This is a genomic window from Streptomyces sp. E-08, assembly GCF_049913095.1.
Lineage (GTDB): Bacteria > Actinomycetota > Actinomycetes > Streptomycetales > Streptomycetaceae > Streptomyces.
The window spans coordinates 7,982,152-7,998,760 of the sequence record NZ_CP183971.1 but is presented as its reverse complement, the minus strand read 5'-3'; the positions used below and the strand labels follow the sequence as shown (position 1 = coordinate 7,998,760).

Sequence of the window (16,609 nt, the reverse complement as noted above, 5' to 3'; positions counted from 1 at the left end):
CCCGCTCGGTCCACGGCTCCCGGGGCCGCTCCGCATCGCCCTGCCGAAGGCGGCCGACCCGGATGGGGCAACAGCCTGGACGCCGGTCCCGCGGCCCGGCTCCGACCGGTTCCCCGGTCGGGGCCGGGCCGCTGTCACACCGTCAGCGCTTCAGTGTCAGCAGACCCGGACGGTAGGGCCACTGGCCGTAGTCACCTCCGGAGCTGGGATCGCGTCCCTGGTAGAGGAAGCGCAGGCTGCACGGGTCGACGGTCATGGTCTGGTCGTTGGTGGCGCGGATCAGTTCGCCGTGGCTGATGTCGTTGGTCCAGGTGGCGCCGCTGTTGGCCTTGCCGGCGAAGGGGTTGCTCTCGGTCGCGGCCTGGGGCGTCCAGGTGCCGTTCAGGCTGGTGGCGGTGAACGAGCGGAAGTACCGGCCCTGGGAGCCGATCGCTTCGACGATCATGAGGTAGCGGTCCTGCCCCTGGAGCTTGTAGACCTGCGGGGCTTCGAAGAGGTTGTTCGTCGTGTCGCTCATGACGACGGTCGAGGTCGTGCCGAAAGTGCCCGGGAAGTTCCCGATCGGCATGCTCGCCCGGTAGATCTTGCCGTTGTCACCGGCGAAGAAGAGGTACATGTTCGTGCCGTCACCGATGAGCGTCTGGTCGATGGGGCCCGTACCGGAACCGGCGATGCTGCCGGAGAAGAGCTCCTGCTCCGCCGACCAGCCGTTCGGGTTGGTGGGGTCGGTCGAGGTCCGGTACGAGAAGGCGGTCCTGCCCCACTGGTAGGCCAGCACCCAGATGTTCTTCGGCGCGAAGAAGAAGAGCGTGGGTGCGACGACGGAACTCGACATCGTGTTCTGACCGGCCGAGGCCATCTCCGACCAGTCGGTGAACGGGGTGAAGTTCATCGAGCCCCAGCCCGCTCCCGTTCCCGCGGCGCCGTGCGTCGTCGCGTAGACGAGGTTCTTGCCGTTGTACGGGGCGATGGTGAAGTCCTTCAGTGAGGCCCAGCCCGCCTTGGGCTGCGCGAGCGCGCCCGTCGAGGTCCAGCGGTACGTCGACGGAAGGGCACACGTACCGGGGGTGCCTGCGCCGACCTTGACGAGCTGCCACTGCTGGTTGGCGCCGCCCCAGTCGTCGTACTGGACGATGTTCGCGCCGTCGGCCGTGGAAGCGCCCTGCACTTCGAGGGCCTTGTTGCTGTGGCGCGCGATGAGCCGCACGTATCCGTCGGGGCTGTCGGCGAGCCTCCACTGCTGGTCGGTGCCGTTCGCGTCGGACCACTGGACGATCGCGGCGCCGTTGGCGGTGGACGCGCCCTGGACGTCGAGCACCTTGCCGGAATGGCGGGACTTGACTCGGTAGTAGCCGCCGCCGGAGTCGACGAACTGCCACTGCTGCTGGTTCTGGTCGTTCCTGGCCCACTGGGTGATGCGGGCGCCGTCGCTGGTCGACAGGTTGTAGACGTCGAGGGCCTTGCCGCTGTTGCGGTTGACCAGCACGTACCAGGCGTTGGTGTCGACGGTCGCCGCGGCGGCCGGCTGGGCGCTGAGGAGAGTGGCCCCGAGCAGCAGGGACGACAGGACCGCGAGGACCAGGCTCAGGACCAGGGGTGGGTGGCGGAAGCGCATCAGGAGAGTTCCTTCGGGGGTCGGAGGTGGGGTGATCCCGACGGACCGCCAGGGGGTCCGGCCGGGAGGGAGTAGGGGTGGAGGAGGCCGCACATGCCGAAGCGCGGGCGCTCGGGGCGTTCGAGGCGCGACACCGCGCCGTGGCCGAGGTGGGTGAGGTCTCCGGCCCTCAGCCGTTCCAGCTGGCGGCCGGTCGTGCGGGCCGCGGCCAGAGGGCCGCGACGCCAGCGGGTCTCCCAGTCGTCCAGGAGTTCGCGCTTCAGGCGGTGGGCCGCGCTGTGGAACGCCGGCAGCCCGCCTTCCCGCAGGGCCAGGAAGCCTTCGAGGGCCAGGTCGCGGCGGCGCGCCGCCGCCGCGGCGTGGTCACCGGTGAGGGCGGCCGCCGCGTGGTAGGCCTCGGGGTCCGCAAGGACGGGCGCGGGGAAGGTGAAGACGGCGTCGCCCGCCTCGGGGAGTCCGCTGTTCTGCATGAGGACCACGAGGCGCAGGCCGCCGGCGTTGACGAGGCGGTGGATCGTGCCGGGGGTGAACCAGACGACGTCGCCGGGGTGCAGCGGGGTCTCGGCGAAGCCGGTGGTGGTGAGGGTCTGGACGCTGCCCTCGCCGGCGATGACGACGTACGCCTCCGAGCAGACGAGGTGCATGTGGGGCGTGCCTCCGGACAGTCCGTCGGCCGCTTCCCCGTCGTACACGCTCAGGCCCGAGAGCCCCACGCCGCCGGGGAACGGGGTCACCACGGGTGTTCCCCGATGTGGCGGGAGAGTCGCTCGGGGGTCCACGCGCCGTCGGCGACGACGATCCGGTAGTGGCGCGAGAGGGTGTCGCCCGGGGCCAGCGTCAGTTCCTCGTCGAACGCCAGGGAAGGGTTGACGGCGGGGAAGGGCTCCCTGCGGACGAACCAGTGGCAGGGGGCCTCCGGATCGTCCAGGAACAGGAGCGTGGAGGAACGGTCGACCTCGTCGTGCGTGCCGACGAAGGCCAGCCAGTCGCCCTTCTCCCCCATCGCGGGGCCGATCACGTCGCCGCCGGTGAAGTCGCGCGGGCCGCGCCAGAAGAGGCCGGAGTATCCGGCGAGCTCTCTGCCCTGGGTGCCCGGGCTGCCGAACACCAGGGCGGTGTCGTGGACGTTGGTCAGCGCGGTGGTGACCTCCAGGGTCCAGGAGTCGGACTCGACGTCGCGTGCGGTCAGCGTGCGGCGCTCGTCGATCCAGTGCTCCCCCGCCCTCGTGTGCCAGGTCAGGTCCTCGCTGATCACGGCGCGGCCGTGGCTCGTTGCGGCGGATACGGCGAGGCTGCGCATCGTGCCGAGGTTCGGCAGGTCGACGTAGCCCTGGCCGCGCAGATAGGTGCCGCCGCCCCAGAAGTTCTGCCCCGACACCCACGACGCCGTGAGCTGGATGCCCTTGTGCCAGCGGTGGTCGTGCGGCCGGTAGCCGGTGACCACGTCGCCGGCGAGCGTGCGCACCGGGTGCAGATAGGGCTTCGGTGCCTCGAAGGGGTCCATGACCGGCTGGTGCACGTACCGGAAGAGGTCGGTGCCGCGAGTCCGCACGATCAACGAGTCCTCGTTCTCGACGAGTTCGAACGTCATCGGAACACCCCCGGCAGCCCTCCGTGGAGCGAGCCGTAGAACGGGTCGGCCGCGTCGGTCTCTCCGCGCCGGACGGGCAGTCCGGTGATCGCGGCCTTGTACAGGGCGGTCACCAGTTCCATGGTCTGTCTGCCGAGGTCGGGCCGGATCCCCGCCTCGTAGAGGTCCAGGAAGTCCGCGAGCTGGGCGGTGTGCGAGCTGGGCACGTCGCCCGGTGGATCCCATGTCACGGCGGGCGACCTGGCGGTGAACGTCCAGTCCGCGTTGGAGTAGCCGTACAGATGACGCAGCTCGACCGTGGCCTCGGTGAGGTCGAAGCGCAGGTAGCTCTCCTCGCGTGGGGAGAGGACGCTGTTGACGACGGTGGCGAGGGCACCGCTCTCGAACCGGACCAGGGCCGTGGACACGTCCTCGGTCTGGACGTCGCGCTCCAGGCGGCCGGTCATCGCGCGTACCTCGGACCATGCGCCGAGCACCGCGAGCATCAGGTCCATCTGATGGATGCCGTGGCCCAGCGTCGGGCCCCCGCCCTCGCTCTCCCAGGTGCCGCGCCAGGGCACGTCGTAGTAGGCGTCGTCGCGGTACCACGCCGTGACGCACTGCGCGACCAGCGGGCGGCCCCATGTCCCGGCCGCGATCCGGTCGCGCAGGTACCGGGCCCCCGTGCCGTACCGGTGCTGGAACACCGCGCCCGCGTGGGCGCTCCCCTCGGCGGCACGGATCCGGTCGAGCTCGGCGAGGGACAGCGCCACCGGCTTCTCGCACCACACCCACGCCCCCGCCTCCAGGCAGGCCACCGCCTGGTCGGCGTGGAGGAACGGAGGTGTGCACAGGTGCACCAGGTCCGGCCTCTGCTCGTCGAGCATCGTGCCGAGGTCGGTGTAGACCTCGGGAATGCCGTGTTCGGCCGCGAACGCGTCGGCCCGCGGGGCGTCCACGTCGACGGCGGCCACGATCTGTGCCCGGTGTGCCTGGGCCCGGAGGGCGGGAACGTGGCAGATGTCCGCGATCCCGCCCGTACCGACGATCGCCGTACGGATCATCCGCCCAGCACCTTCCTGATCGCCCGATAGGTCGGCTTGGGCCGCAGGTTCTCGTCGTAGGGCAGGGCCGCGCCCTCACCGGGGAAGACGGAGGGGATCCACGAGTACTTGTCGGTGTAGTCCCAGATGGTCACGCCGACGCACCTCTCGACCGCGAGGCAGGCCTTGACGTACTCCGCGTACCAGGTGGCCTGGGTGGCGAGCTTCTCCGGGGTCGCGGGGAGGGGCATGCGGATGTCGAGTTCGGTGATCGCGACGTCGACCCCGAGGTCGGCGAAGCGCTGGATGTTCTCCTGGACGCCGGCGGGGAAGCCGTACTGGAGCGCCAGATGGCCCTGGAGGCCGAAGCCCTCGACGGGGACGCCGTCGGCCTTCAGCTGCTTGATCAGGGCGTAGTAGGCGTCGCTCTTGGGGCCGATGCCGTCTACGTTGTAGTCGTTGAGGTACAGCTTGGCGTGGGGGTCGGCCTCGTGGGCCCAGCGGAGGGCGTCGGCGATGTATCCGGGGCCGAGCGTCTTGTAGAAGAGCGACTCGCGGTAGGTGCCGTCCTCGTTGAAGGCCTCGTTGACGACGTCCCAGTGGATCACCTGGCCCTTGTAGTGCCGGGCCACGGTCTGGATGTGGTTCTTGAGGACGGCGCGCAGCTCGTCGGCGGTCCAGGTGCCCTCGGTGAGCCAGGCGGGGAGCTGGCTGTGCCAGACGAGCGTGTGCCCGCGGACCTTCTGGTGGTGGGCCTTGGCGAAGGAGACGACCTCGTCGGCGGCGGTGAAGTCGAAGACGCCGCGCTCGGGTTCGGTGGCGTACCACTTCATGGCGTTGCCGGGGGTGGTCTGCCCGAACTCGCTGCCGAGGAGCTTCAGATAGGCGGCGTCGGTGAACTCGGGGTTGTCGGTGGCGGAGCCGAAGTACCTGTGGTGCTTCTTGGCCAGTTCTCCGAGCGTCCTGGGGCGGGGGTCGGCGGCCGCGGGCGCGGCGGCGAGGCCGGCCGCGAGGCAGGCTGCGGCGGAGAGGGCGGCGGCGATCCGGGACGCGGTGCGAATCCGGGACGTGGGCATGTGCGGACTCCTGGTGGGGTGGGCGGTTCAGCCGAGGACCGGTCAGTGGAGGACGATCGTGGTGAGGGCGCGCGGGGCGAGCTTCGCCGTGAGGGTCGTGCCGTGGAGGGAGACGATGTCGGCCGGGGTGATCGAGCGGGTCTCGTCGGTGACGTAGCCGTCGGGGTGCCGGTCGTGCCCGCCGCGAAGGGAGAACTCGGCGGAGCTTTCGGTGGCCGCGGTGTTGAGGATCTCGATCACGCGGCTGCCGTCGGTGTTGCGGAAGGCCGTGGCCCGCAGGGCCGGGTCGGCGTTCGTGACCGGGACGCGGACGGCGCCGGGGCGGATGAACCGGCTGAAGGCGGCCAGCGCCCAGTACCGCTTGGACACCCGGTAGTCGTCACCGGGGTTGGCGAGCTGGATGAGCCCTCGGGTCGCGCCGAGGGAGGCGCCGGTCCAGTAGACGTAGGCGTTGGCGTTGCCGGCGGTCAGGGTGTTCTGGATGTCGGCGGCGACGGTGAGACCGTCGTAGCCGCTGCCGTCGTCCCAGTTCTCGTTCCAGGTGGTGCCGTCCGGCGACCATTCCGACATCCACACGCGCTTGTCGGTCGGCTGGGGAACGTCCGTCGGCCCGCTGTAGCGGTGGCCGGTGACGGTCCGTACGGCCTTGTCGGCCTCGGGGTCCGCCTCGATGGCCTCGGTGTAGGCGACCTGACGGTCCCAGCCGGCGGCGTCGCAGCAGACCAGCTGGGCCCTGAGTCCGGATGCGCGCACGGTCGGCCCGAGCACCTTGAGGAAGTCGACGGCCTGCTGCGGGGTGAACCGCATCGAGGCGTAGGTCGCCGTCCAGTCGGGTTCGTTGGTGAACCCGAGGTCGGTGATCGCGATGCCTTCCCGGCGGTAGAACTTCGCGTACTGCACGAGGTAGTTCGCGTAGGCCTGTCGCCATTCGGGCCGGAGCTCGCCGCCGTCGTTCTCGCTCCCGTTGGTCTTCATGAAGGCCGGGGCGCTCCATGCGTCGGCGAAGAACCGTTTCACGCCGTAGGTCTTGGCCTCCTTGGCGAGCCAGACCTGGCCGCCGTCCCAGCCGTCCCAGACGTACGTCGGCGTGGCGTCCGGGCCGCCGGGATCGGCCGGCAGGATCGTCGGCATGTGGTCGTAGACCCTGTCGGTCGACGAGCCGATGCCCAGGCGCAGGATCGAAAGACCCGCGCCCTTCTCCTTGCTGAACAGCAGGTCGAGCACCTCGCGCTGCTTCGCCGGGCTGAGGCCCCGCGCGCCGTGGAGCACGTCGGCCCGCTGGAAGGCCATCGAGAAGCCGAATCCGTCGATGGGCTGGAGGTCGGTGCGGAAGTCGACGGTGAGACGTTCGCGATCGACAGCGGTTCGTACGAGCCCGGCCGCGGGCTGCACGAGATCGGCCTCAGGTGGCGCGGGGTCGGCCACAGTCTGAGTTGTTAGCGCTAACAATATGACGGCCGTCAGTGCGGTCAGACGTTTCACGGGGTCTCCTCGGGGTGGAGGGAACGCGGGGCGGTTCAGCCCTTGGTGGCGCCGGCGGTGAGGCCGCCGATCAGCTGGCGCTCGGCGACGGCGTAGAAGGCCAGGGCGGGGACCATGGCGAGCACGATGTAGGCGAGGACGAGTGCGTAGTCGGTCGAGTACTGGCCCTGGAACTGCTGGACGCCGACCGGGATCGTCTGCCACGTCGGGTCGTTGAACACGAGGAGCGGCAGGAAGAAGTTGTTCCAGCTCGCGACGATCGCCAGGACCGAGACCGTACCGAGCGCCGGGCGCGCCATCGGCAGCAGGATCTTCCAGAAGAAGCGGAACTTGCCGCAGCCGTCCATGACGGCAGCCTCCTCGACCTCCGCCGGGATGGTCCGGAAGAAGCCGCGGAGAATGATGATCGTCATGGGGAGCCCGAAGGCGGCCTGCGGGAGGATCACTCCGAGCGGGTTGTCGAGCAGGTCGAAGGTGCGTAGCAGCAGGAACAGCGGCAGGACCGCCACCGCGAACGGGAACATCAGCCCGATCGTGAAGAGCATGTAGAACAGCTCCCGGCCCCGGAAGGCGTACCGGGCCAGCGCGAACGCCGCCATGGCGGAAGCCGCCACCGTGACCACCGTCGTGCCGATCGCGATGCCGGCGCTGTTGGCGATCTGCCGCCAGAACATTCCGTCGCCGAGGATGCCGGTGTAGTTGCCGGTCTTCCAGTGCTCAGGCAGCCCGAACGGATTGGTCGTCAGCTCGCCGGTGCTCTTGAAGCCGGAGATCACCGCGTAGACGAGCGGTACGACGACGAACGCGCCGATCAGCCAGACCACGGCGTGCAGCGACAGACCGCGTGCCGCCTTGCGGGCGTTCATCGGCCACCTCCCGTGGTGACGGCGCCGCTCAGATCACGGCGGAGCACGTACCGCTGGTAGAAGAGGGAGAAGACGAGGCTGATCATGAACAGCACCACGCTGATCGCACTGGCGTAGCCGACCTGGTAGCGCTTGAACCCGAACTGGAATATCGAGATCGCCATCGTCTCGGAGGAGTGGTTGGGGCCGCCGGCGGTCATGACCCAGACGAGGTCGAAGAGCTGGATCGCGCCGATGACCGAGAGGAAGACACTGATCCGGATCGTCGGGCCCAGCAGCGGCAGCGTCACGTACCGGAAGCGCTGCCAGGCGCCGGCCCCGTCGATGGCGGCGGCATCGAGGACCTCGCGCGGTATGCCCTGCAGCCCGGCGAGGAAGAGCATCATGTGGAAGCCGAAGTACTTCCAGGTCATGACCACGAACAGGGTCGGCATGACCGTCGAGGGGTCGGCGAGCCACTTGCCCTGCAGCCCCTCCAGGCCGAGAGCGCCGGCGAGGTGGTCGGCCATGCCGTCGCCGGGAAGGAAGATCATGGTGAAGAGGACCGCCGTGACGACCTCGGACAGGATGTACGGCGCGAAGAACAGCATCCGGTAGACGGCCCGGCCGCGCAGCCTCTGGTTGAGCAGGACCGCGGTGAAGAGCGCGAAGGGCAGCTGCACCGTGACCGACAGGACGATCAGGTAGAGGCCGCGGCCCATGTCGCCGATGAAGACCTGGTCGGCGAAGAGCCTGACGTAGTTGTCGAAACCGACGAAGTCGTCCATGGGGCCGACCCCGCCCCATCTGAAGAAGCTGTTGTGGACGGCGACGACGATCGGGGCGAGGACGAAGCCGAGGAAGAGGACCAGGGCGGGGACGAGGAACCAGGCCGCCGAAGCCCAGTCGGCGAGGCCGCCCAGGAGCGACCGGGCCGGGCCGGCGGGGCTCGCCGGTGCCGCGCCCTCCGTCCGCTGGTCCCCCGTCCGCTCGTCGGCCGGGCCCTTGGTCGGGGCGGCCACGGAGCTAGGCACTCTTCGCCACCTCGGTGATCGCCCGGGTGACCTGCTCGGGTGTCTTCTTGCCCGCGATGAGGTCGGCGACGCTGTCGTTGACCTCCTGGCCGACCGCCGGCGGATAGGCCTGGTCCAGGAAGAGCTGGAAGCCCGTCGCCTTGGCCAGACTGCCCGCCACCACCTTCTTGTTGGCGTCGGTGAGCCGGCTCTCCGCGCCCTTGACCACCGGCAGGTAGCCGTTGGAGGCCAGCAGCTTGGACTCGTTGTCCAGGACGAAGAACTTCAGGAACTCCAGGGCCTCCTTGGGTGCGCCCTTGCGCAGGGCGAACCCGCCGCCGCCGCCGAACACCTCGTCGATCTTGCCGACCCCGCCTTCGACGGTCGGGAAGGGGAAGAAGCCGAGGTCCGCCCCGAGGTCGGCGCCCGCGTCCTTCTGTACCGACGGCGCCCACTGCCCCATGAGCTCCATGGCGGCCTTGCCGTTGCCCATGGAGGCGGCCTGGCCGCCCGGGGTGGCGTAGCCGGCGCCGAGGAAGGACGGCTGGAACGGCTGGAGGTCGACCAGCTCCTTGAGGTGGGCACCGGCCTGGACGAAGCCGGGTCCGGTGAAGTCCTTGCTGGTCGCGGCCTCTTGCAGGGCGGGTAGTCCCGCGACGCGCATCGCGAGGTAGGCCCAGTAGTAGTGGCCGGGCCACTTCTCCTTGCCCGCGAGGGCGATCGGGGTGACGCCGCCCGCCTTGAGCTTCCTGACGACGTCGAGGAACTCGGCCCAGGTGGCCGGCGGCGTGGTGACCCCCGCCTTGGCGAAGAGCTTCTTGTTGTACCAGAAGCCGACCATGCCGATGTCGTACGGAACACCGTAGGTCCGGCCCTCGACCTGATAGGCCTGCAGCGACACCGGGGTGAGCTCGGACGACCAGCCGAACGCGTCGGTGAGGTCCTCGACGAGCCCCGCGTCGACCTGCTGCTGCAGCACGCCGCCGCCCCAGGTCTGGTAGACGTCGGGGAGCCTGCCGGACGAAGTGGTGGCGGTGAGCTTGGACTTGAACGCCTCGTTCTCCAACGAGGTCGTCTGGATCCTGATGTTCGGGTGGGCCGCCATGAACGCCGTGGCGATCTGCGGGAAGAGGGACTTGCCCGGTTCCGTCGTGGCGATGTTCCACCAGTCGAACGTCACCTTGCCGTCGGCCGCCTTCCCGCCGTCGGATCCGCCCCCGCCGCAGGCCGCGGTCAGCGAGACGGACAGTGCGGTCAGGCCCGAGAGCGCGAGGAAGCTTCGTCGGCTCGGGGGGATGCTGGCCATGGGACCTCCGGGGTGGGGATTGCCGATTCGAGCCCGAAAACTTTTCGTAATACTCTCGAATTCCGTGAGGCCACAAACTAGGAACGCGGGGCTGCCCGGTCAAGACTTCTCACCGAACTCCCTTGAAGCAGCGGCCATTTCCAGGGTTGACAAGCCGGTCACGCGATCCGAAACTCTTCGAAACGTTTGCGGTACATGGCGTCGGCCGATGACGTCCGCGCAGAGGAGAGAAGTTGAGCGAGCAGCGCCCGACCCTGGCCGTCATCGCCGCGGAGGCCGGCGTCTCCCAGGCCACCGTGTCCAAGGTGATCAACGGCCGCTCCGACGTCGCGCCGTCGACACGCGAGCGGATCGAGACCCTGCTGCGGTCCCACAACTACCTTCCCCCCGGCCGCCAGGCCAGGGCCCGCAGGTCGGGCCTGGTCGACCTGATCCTCGGTGGTCTGGACAGCGCGTGGGCCGTGGAGATCCTGCGCGGCGTCGAGGCCGAGTGCGCGCAGCGGAGCGTCGGCACCGTCGTGTCGCTGGTCCCGCCGGGCGAGGCCACGCCGTCGAGCTGGGCCGCGCTGCCGGTCCTGCACCACAGCGACGGCGTCATCCTCGTCACCTCCTCGGTCACCCAGGCCCAGCGCGACCAGGTCGAAAGGGCCGGGGTGGCGCTGGTCGTCATCGACCCGATCGACCTGCCGGACAAGGGCGTGCCGAGCATCGGCGCGACCAACTGGGCCGGCGGACTCGCCGCCACCGAGCACCTGTTGGAGCTCGGGCACCGACGGATCGCCGCGATCGGCGGGCGCAAGGAGATGCTCTGCAGCCAGGCCCGCATCGACGGGTACCGGGCGGCGCTGGAGCGGGCCGGGGTCGAGGTCGACCGCGACCTGATCCGCTTCGGCGACTTCCAGCACGAGGGCGGGTTCCGGCGCGCCCAGGAACTGCTCGCCCTCCCCGACCCGCCGACGGCGATCTTCGCCGGCAGCGACCAGCAGGCGATGGGCGTCTACGAAGCCGCGCGGCAGGCCGGGTTGAGCGTCCCGGAGGACCTGAGCGTGGTCGGCTTCGACGACCTGCCGATGTGCGACTGGCTGTCGCCGCCGCTGACGACGGTCCGCCAGCCGCTGGAGGAGATGGGCCGGCTCGCCGCCCGCACCCTGTTCCAGCTTCTGGAGGACCAGCCCCTGGTCAGCCCCCGGATGGAGCTGTCGACCGACCTCAAGGTCCGGCTCTCCACCGCCCCGCCCCGTTCCTAGGAGAACCCCTTGACCGAGTCCTGGCGTGACCCCCTCCTGCCCGCGTCCGAGCGCGTCGCCGATCTCCTGAGACGGATGACGGTGGAGGAGAAGGCGGGACAGCTCGCCGGCTTCTGGGCGCTGCCCGCGGATCCGGGAGCGTCCGTCGCGCCGATGGAGGACGATTCCGGCGAGCCCGCGCCCGGTTTCGACGACGTCATCCCCCACGGGCTCGGCCAGTTGACCCGGGTGTACGGCACCGCGCCGATCACCGCCGAAGCCGGGATGGAGCGGCTCGCCGCGCTCCAGCGGCAGGTGACGGAATCCGGCCGGTTCGGGATCCCGGCGGTCGCGCACGAGGAGTGCCTGACCGGGTTCATGACGTTCGGGGCGACGGTCTTCCCCGGGCCGCTCGCCTGGGGCGCGTCCTTCGACCCCGGGCTCGTGCGCCGGATGGCCGCCGCCATCGGCACCGACCTGCGGCGGGTCGGCGTCCACCAGGGACTCGCCCCGGTGCTGGACGTGGTCCGGGACTACCGGTGGGGCAGAACCGAGGAGTGCATCGCCGAGGACCCGTATCTCGTCGGGGCGATCGGCACCGCCTATGTGCAGGGCCTGGAAGGCACCGGGATCGTGGCGACGCTCAAGCACTTCGCCGGGTACTCGGCCTCGCGCGGCGGCCGGAACATGGCCCCCGTCCCCTCGGGGCCGCGCGAGTTCGCCGACGTGCTGGTCGAGCCCTTCGTACGGGCGCTGCGCGAGGGGGGCGCCCGGTCGGTGATGAACAGCTACACCGACGTGGACGGTGTCCCGGTCGCCGCCGACGAGCGCCTGCTGACCGAACTGCTCCGGGGCGAGCTCGGTTTCGGCGGGGTGGTCGTCGCCGACTACTACGCCGTCTCCTTCCTGGAGACCCGGCACGGTGTCACCGGCTCGCGCGGCGAGGCCGGAGCGCTGGCGCTGACCGCCGGGATCGACGTCGAGCTGCCGACCGCCCGCTGCTACGCCGAGCCCCTGACCGCACTCGTACGGGCAGGAGCGGTACGGGAGGAGCTCATCGACCGGGCCGCGGAGCGGGTCCTGCTGCAGAAGGCCGAACTCGGCCTGCTCGACCCCGACTGGGAGCCCGTCAAGCCCGAGCCGGTCGACCTCGACCCGCCGGAGAACCGGGAGCTGGCCCGGCTGCTCGCCGAGCGGTCCACGGTGCTGCTCGCCAATGACGGCATCCTGCCGCTGCGGCCGTGCCGGGTCTCGGTCAGCGGGCCGTACGCCGACGACCCGCACTCCTTCCTCGGCTGCTACTCCTTCCCCAACCACGTGGCACTGCCCGGCGACCCGGGGGTGGCGATACCGACGCTCGGTGAGGCGCTCACCGCCGCCGGGTTCACGGTCACCGCGGACGATCCGGACGTGAACGTCCTCGTCCTCGGGGACCGGGCCGGCATGTTCGGCCGGGGCACCTCCGGGGAGGGCTGCGACGCCGAGACCCTCGACCTGCCCGGCGACCAGGCCTCGCTCGCCTCCGCCGTGCTGGACTCCGGGGTGCCGACCGTCCTGGTCCTCGTCTCCGGACGGCCGTACGCGCTCGGCTCGCTCGCGGAGCGCGCGGCGGCCGTGGTGCAGGCGTTCTTCCCCGGCGAGGAGGGCGGGACGGCGCTGGCCCGGATCATCAGCGGCGCCACGGAGCCGTCCGGGCGGCTGCCGGTCTCCATCCCCCGCCGGGCCGGCGGCCAGCCCGGCACGTATCTGCGCTCGCGGCTCGGCGGGCCCACCGACTGGAGCTCGGTGGACCCGACCCCGCTGTTCCCCTTCGGGCACGGGCTGAGCTGGACCCGCTTCACCTGCTCGGAGCTCTCGGTGGATCCCGAGGCCGCGACGGACGGAGCCGTCTCCGTCTCGGTCACCGTACGGAACGTCGGCGAGGTCGCCGGGACGGAGGTGGTGCAGCTGTACCTCTCCGATCCCGAGGCGTCCGTCGTCCGGCCGGAACAGTGGCTCGCCGGGTTCGGCAGGGTCGAGCTGGATCCGGGCGCGGCCGCCCGGATCACCTTCGCCGTGCATGCCGACCGGACCTCCTTCACCGGGATCGACCTGCGCAGGCGGGTGGAGCCCGGAGAGATCGGAGTGGCCGTCGGACGGTCCAGCGGCGATCTTCCGCTCCGGGGCTCCTTCACCCTGCGCGGTCCCGTCCGTCACCCGGGGGCCGACCGCGTGCTGTCCGTGCCCGTCGAGATGGTCCCCGTACCGTGACCGGGTGGTTCGGCGATCCCGTGCTGCCGGGGTTCCGGCCCGATCCTTCCGTCTGCCGCGCAGGGGCGGACTACTACCTGGTGACGTCCAGCTTCGAGTGGTTCCCGGGGCTTCCCGTCTTCCACAGCCGAGATCTGGTGAACTGGCGGCGCCTCGGCTCCGCGCTCGACCGGGCGTCGCAGCTCGACCTCGACGGGTGCGAGCCCTCCCGGGGGCTGTTCGCGCCGACGATCCGGCACCATGGCGGGGTCTTCCATCTCGTCTGCACGCTGATGGACGGCCCCGGCCATTTCGTCGTCACGGCGACCGACCCGGCGGGGCCGTGGTCGGAGCCGTACTGGCTGGACGGCGAGGGTTTCGATCCGTCGCTGTTCTTCGACGACGGGCCGGGCGGCGACGGACGGGCCTGGTTCACCGCCGCCCGCGTCCTCGACGAGGCCGCCGGTCGCACCGAGATCTGGATGCGCGAGTACCTCCCGCGCGAACACCGGCTCACCGGGCCCGAGTACGTCCTGTGGTCGGGGAGCCGTCCGGGCGCCCGCTGGTCGGAGGCCCCGCACCTCTACCGGATCGACGGCACCTACCTTCTGCTCACCGCCGAGGGCGGCACCGATGTGGACCACAGCGTGGTGGCCGCCCGTGCCGACCGGGTGACCGGCCCCTACCGGGGTGTCCCCGGCAACCCGGTCCTCGCGCCCTCCGGGGGTCCGGTCACCTGCACCGGGCACGCGGACCTCGTCCAGACCCCGCAGGGAGACTGGCGGGCCGTCCTCCTGGGCGTCCGGCCGGGCTCCGCCCTCGGCCGCGAGACGTTCCTCGCCGACGTCGCCTGGGACCAAGGCCGTCCGGTCTTCACCCCCGTCGCCCCCACCGGCCGCGGCGGAGCCGTCCACGACGACTTCGCTGCCCTCTCCGCCGACTGGAACACCCTGCGCACCCCGCGCTCGCGGTTCTGGTCCACGGGTGACGGGCTGCGGCTCCGGCTGCGTCCCGAGCGCCTGGGCGAGCGCACCACCCCGTCCCTCCTGGCCCGCCCGCAGGAGCAGCCCGACTGCGACGTCTCCACCGAACTGCGCTTCTCCCCGGTGGCGCCGGGTGAGGAGGCGGGCCTCGCCGTGGTCCTCGACGACGACGCCCACCTCCTGTTCCTCCGCACGGCGGAGGGGTTGAGTCTGCGCCGCGGGACCGAGATCCTCGCCGGCGTTCCCCTCCCTCCGGGCCCTGTCCGCCTGGGGGTCCGTATCCGCGGTTTCCGCCATTCCTTCTCCTACGCGGAACCCGGGGGTTCCTGGCAGGAGCTGGCCACCGTCGAAGCGACGTTTCTGACCCCGTTGTTCACCAGTGTGCAAATCGGTCTCTACGCCACGTCCCAGGGCAGCCCTTCCAGCAACGAAGCCCTTTTCTCGTGGTTCCACCTCGAAAACCGGCCATAGACGATAGGCGCAGATCAAGGGCGGTCCGCATCGAAATTCTTTCGAAGCGGGCCGCCCTTCGAAACATCTTCGAAAGCCTTGACTTGTTTCCGCCGCGTTTCCACACTGATTTCCGAGGCGGCGTCTCCCTTTTCGGTACGCCCAGTCAGCGCGCGGGTCTTTCGTTCATCCACGAAGACAGCACCGACGCGGATTCGTTCTGCCGCCTTCACAGCCTTCCGCGAATTCACTTCAGGAGGTTCTTTCATGCGCTCACGCGCTCTTCCCCCGACCACTCTCCGCCGGAGGACCGGCGGACTGTCCGCGGCGCTGATCGCCGGCGTCCTCGGTGCCGCCGCCGTGATCGTGGCGCCCCTCACCTCGCACGCCGCCGAGACCACGCTCGGCAGCGCGGCGAAGCAGAGCGGCCGGTACTTCGGCACGGCGATCGCCTCGGGCCGGCTCAACGACTCGGCGTACACGACGATCGCCGCCCGCGAGTTCAACTCGGTGACCGCCGAGAACGAGATGAAGATCGACGCCACCGAACCGCAGCAGGGACAGTTCACCTTCACCGCCGCCGACCGCGTCTACAACTGGGCGGTGCAGAACGGCAAGCAGGTGCGCGGCCACACCCTGGCCTGGCACTCCCAGCAGCCCGGCTGGATGCAGAGCCTCAGCGGGAGCGCGCTGCGCCAGGCGATGATCAACCACATCAACGGCGTGATGGCCCACTACAAGGGCAAGATCCCCCAGTGGGACGTCGTGAACGAGGCCTTCGCCGACGGCAGTTCGGGTGCCCGGCGCGACTCCAACCTGCAGCGCACCGGCAACGACTGGATAGAGGTCGCGTTCCGCACCGCGCGCGCCGCAGACCCGGCCGCCAAGCTCTGCTACAACGACTACAACGTCGAGAACTGGAACTGGGCCAAGACCCAGGCCATGTACGCGATGGTGAAGGACTTCAAGCAGCGCGGCGTACCGATCGACTGCGTCGGCTTCCAGTCGCACTTCAACAACGACAGCCCGTACAACAGCAACTTCCGCACCACGCTCCAGAGTTTCGCCGCCCTCGGCGTGGACGTGGCCGTCACCGAACTCGACATCCAGGGCGCCTCGCCGACGACGTACGCCAACGTGACCAACGACTGCCTGGCGGTCCCGCGCTGCCTCGGCATCACCGTGTGGGGCGTGCGCGACACCGACTCCTGGCGAGCCGAGCACACGCCGCTCCTGTTCAACGGCGACGGCAGCAAGAAGCCGGCCTACACCTCCGTGCTCAACGCGCTGAACGCCGTCTCCCCGACACCGACGCCCACGCCGACGCCCACGCCGACGCCCTCCCCCGGTGCCGGACAGATCAGGGGAGTCGCCTCGGGCCGCTGCCTGGACGTGCCCGGAGCCGTCACCACCGACGGCACCCAGGTCCAGCTGTGGGACTGCAACGGCCGCACCAACCAGCAGTGGACCTTCACCGCCGCCGGTGAGCTCAGGGTCTACGGCGACAAGTGCCTCGACGCCGCCGGCACCGCCAACGGCACCAAGGTCCAGATCTACAGCTGCTGGGGCGCCGACAACCAGAAGTGGCGCCTCAACTCCGACGGCTCCCTCGTCGGCGTCCAGTCCGGCCTCTGCCTCGACGCCGCCGCCAACGGCACGGCCAACGGCACCCTGATCCAGCTCTACACCTGCGGGAACGGCACCAACCAGCGCTGGACCCGCAGCTGATCCCACACCGTCGACGGAGGGGAGCCAGGATGATCCCGGCTCC

The 16,609-nt window shown here is 70.3% G+C and carries 14 protein-coding genes; 4 read left to right on the top strand and 10 right to left on the bottom strand.

Features of this window, described 5'->3' with window-relative positions; all coding sequences use genetic code 11:
* Positions 1-142: 142 nt before the first annotated feature.
* The 9 genes from ACN9MM_RS36525 to ACN9MM_RS36485 form a co-directional block, all read right to left on the bottom strand.
* Positions 143-1,615 (bottom strand): non-reducing end alpha-L-arabinofuranosidase family hydrolase, encoded by a 1,473-nt coding sequence (locus ACN9MM_RS36525; protein WP_426368065.1) that lies wholly within the window; start codon positions 1,613-1,615, stop codon positions 143-145.
* Positions 1,615-2,349: a cupin domain-containing protein gene (locus ACN9MM_RS36520; protein WP_426368924.1), complete on the bottom strand. Its 735-nt coding sequence runs from the start codon at positions 2,347-2,349 to the stop codon at positions 1,615-1,617. Before ACN9MM_RS36520 ends, ACN9MM_RS36525 begins: the two co-directional genes overlap by 1 nt.
* Positions 2,346-3,206, bottom strand: a complete 861-nt coding sequence (locus ACN9MM_RS36515) for a PmoA family protein (RefSeq protein ID WP_426368064.1) — start codon at positions 3,204-3,206, stop codon at positions 2,346-2,348. The genes ACN9MM_RS36520 and ACN9MM_RS36515 overlap by 4 nt, the downstream gene beginning before the upstream one ends.
* On the bottom strand, positions 3,203-4,249 hold the full coding sequence (locus ACN9MM_RS36510; RefSeq protein ID WP_426368062.1) for a Gfo/Idh/MocA family protein: 1,047 nt from the start codon (positions 4,247-4,249) through the stop codon (positions 3,203-3,205). Before ACN9MM_RS36510 ends, ACN9MM_RS36515 begins: the two co-directional genes overlap by 4 nt.
* Entirely contained in the window at positions 4,246-5,304 is a 1,059-nt protein-coding gene (locus ACN9MM_RS36505; RefSeq protein ID WP_426368061.1) for an endo-1,4-beta-xylanase, read from the bottom strand. The genes ACN9MM_RS36510 and ACN9MM_RS36505 overlap by 4 nt, the downstream gene beginning before the upstream one ends.
* A 42-nt stretch (positions 5,305-5,346) precedes the next feature.
* Positions 5,347-6,729, bottom strand: coding sequence for a glycoside hydrolase family 30 protein (locus tag ACN9MM_RS36500; RefSeq protein ID WP_426368060.1), 1,383 nt, complete (start codon positions 6,727-6,729; stop codon positions 5,347-5,349).
* A 92-nt stretch (positions 6,730-6,821) separates the two neighbouring features.
* Positions 6,822-7,652: a carbohydrate ABC transporter permease gene (locus tag ACN9MM_RS36495; RefSeq protein WP_426368059.1), complete on the bottom strand. Its 831-nt coding sequence runs from the start codon at positions 7,650-7,652 to the stop codon at positions 6,822-6,824.
* Positions 7,649-8,665, bottom strand: coding sequence for a carbohydrate ABC transporter permease (locus ACN9MM_RS36490; RefSeq protein ID WP_426368058.1), 1,017 nt, complete (start codon positions 8,663-8,665; stop codon positions 7,649-7,651). The genes ACN9MM_RS36495 and ACN9MM_RS36490 overlap by 4 nt, the downstream gene beginning before the upstream one ends.
* On the bottom strand, positions 8,658-9,950 hold the full coding sequence (locus tag ACN9MM_RS36485) for an extracellular solute-binding protein (RefSeq protein ID WP_426368057.1): 1,293 nt from the start codon (positions 9,948-9,950) through the stop codon (positions 8,658-8,660). The genes ACN9MM_RS36490 and ACN9MM_RS36485 overlap by 8 nt, the downstream gene beginning before the upstream one ends.
* Positions 9,951-10,183: 233 nt before the next feature.
* Here ACN9MM_RS36485 and ACN9MM_RS36480 point away from each other — a divergent pair, with 233 nt between their 5' ends.
* From ACN9MM_RS36480 to ACN9MM_RS36470, 3 genes are read left to right on the top strand one after another with little or no spacing between them, the layout of a single operon-like run.
* Positions 10,184-11,197 (top strand): LacI family DNA-binding transcriptional regulator, encoded by a 1,014-nt coding sequence (locus ACN9MM_RS36480; protein ID WP_426368056.1) that lies wholly within the window; start codon positions 10,184-10,186, stop codon positions 11,195-11,197.
* Between the two features lie 9 nt (positions 11,198-11,206).
* Positions 11,207-13,426, top strand: a complete 2,220-nt coding sequence (locus ACN9MM_RS36475; protein WP_426368055.1) for a beta-glucosidase — start codon at positions 11,207-11,209, stop codon at positions 13,424-13,426.
* Positions 13,423-14,859, top strand: coding sequence for a glycoside hydrolase family 43 protein (locus tag ACN9MM_RS36470; RefSeq protein WP_426368054.1), 1,437 nt, complete (start codon positions 13,423-13,425; stop codon positions 14,857-14,859). Before ACN9MM_RS36475 ends, ACN9MM_RS36470 begins: the two co-directional genes overlap by 4 nt.
* A gap of 14 nt (positions 14,860-14,873) precedes the next feature.
* Here the strand turns inward: ACN9MM_RS36470 and ACN9MM_RS36465 are convergent, their stop codons facing one another.
* The gene (locus ACN9MM_RS36465; RefSeq protein WP_426368053.1) at positions 14,874-15,107 is read right to left on the bottom strand and encodes a hypothetical protein; all 234 of its coding nucleotides are present in this window, start codon (positions 15,105-15,107) and stop codon (positions 14,874-14,876) included.
* Between ACN9MM_RS36465 and ACN9MM_RS36460 the strand changes: the two genes are divergently transcribed.
* Positions 15,106-16,566 carry an endo-1,4-beta-xylanase gene (locus ACN9MM_RS36460; protein WP_426368052.1) on the top strand — a complete coding sequence of 487 codons (1,461 nt, stop codon included), beginning with the start codon at positions 15,106-15,108 and terminating at the stop codon, positions 16,564-16,566. The two genes, ACN9MM_RS36465 and ACN9MM_RS36460, sit on opposite strands and share 2 nt — an antisense overlap.
* Positions 16,567-16,609: the final 43 nt, after the last annotated feature.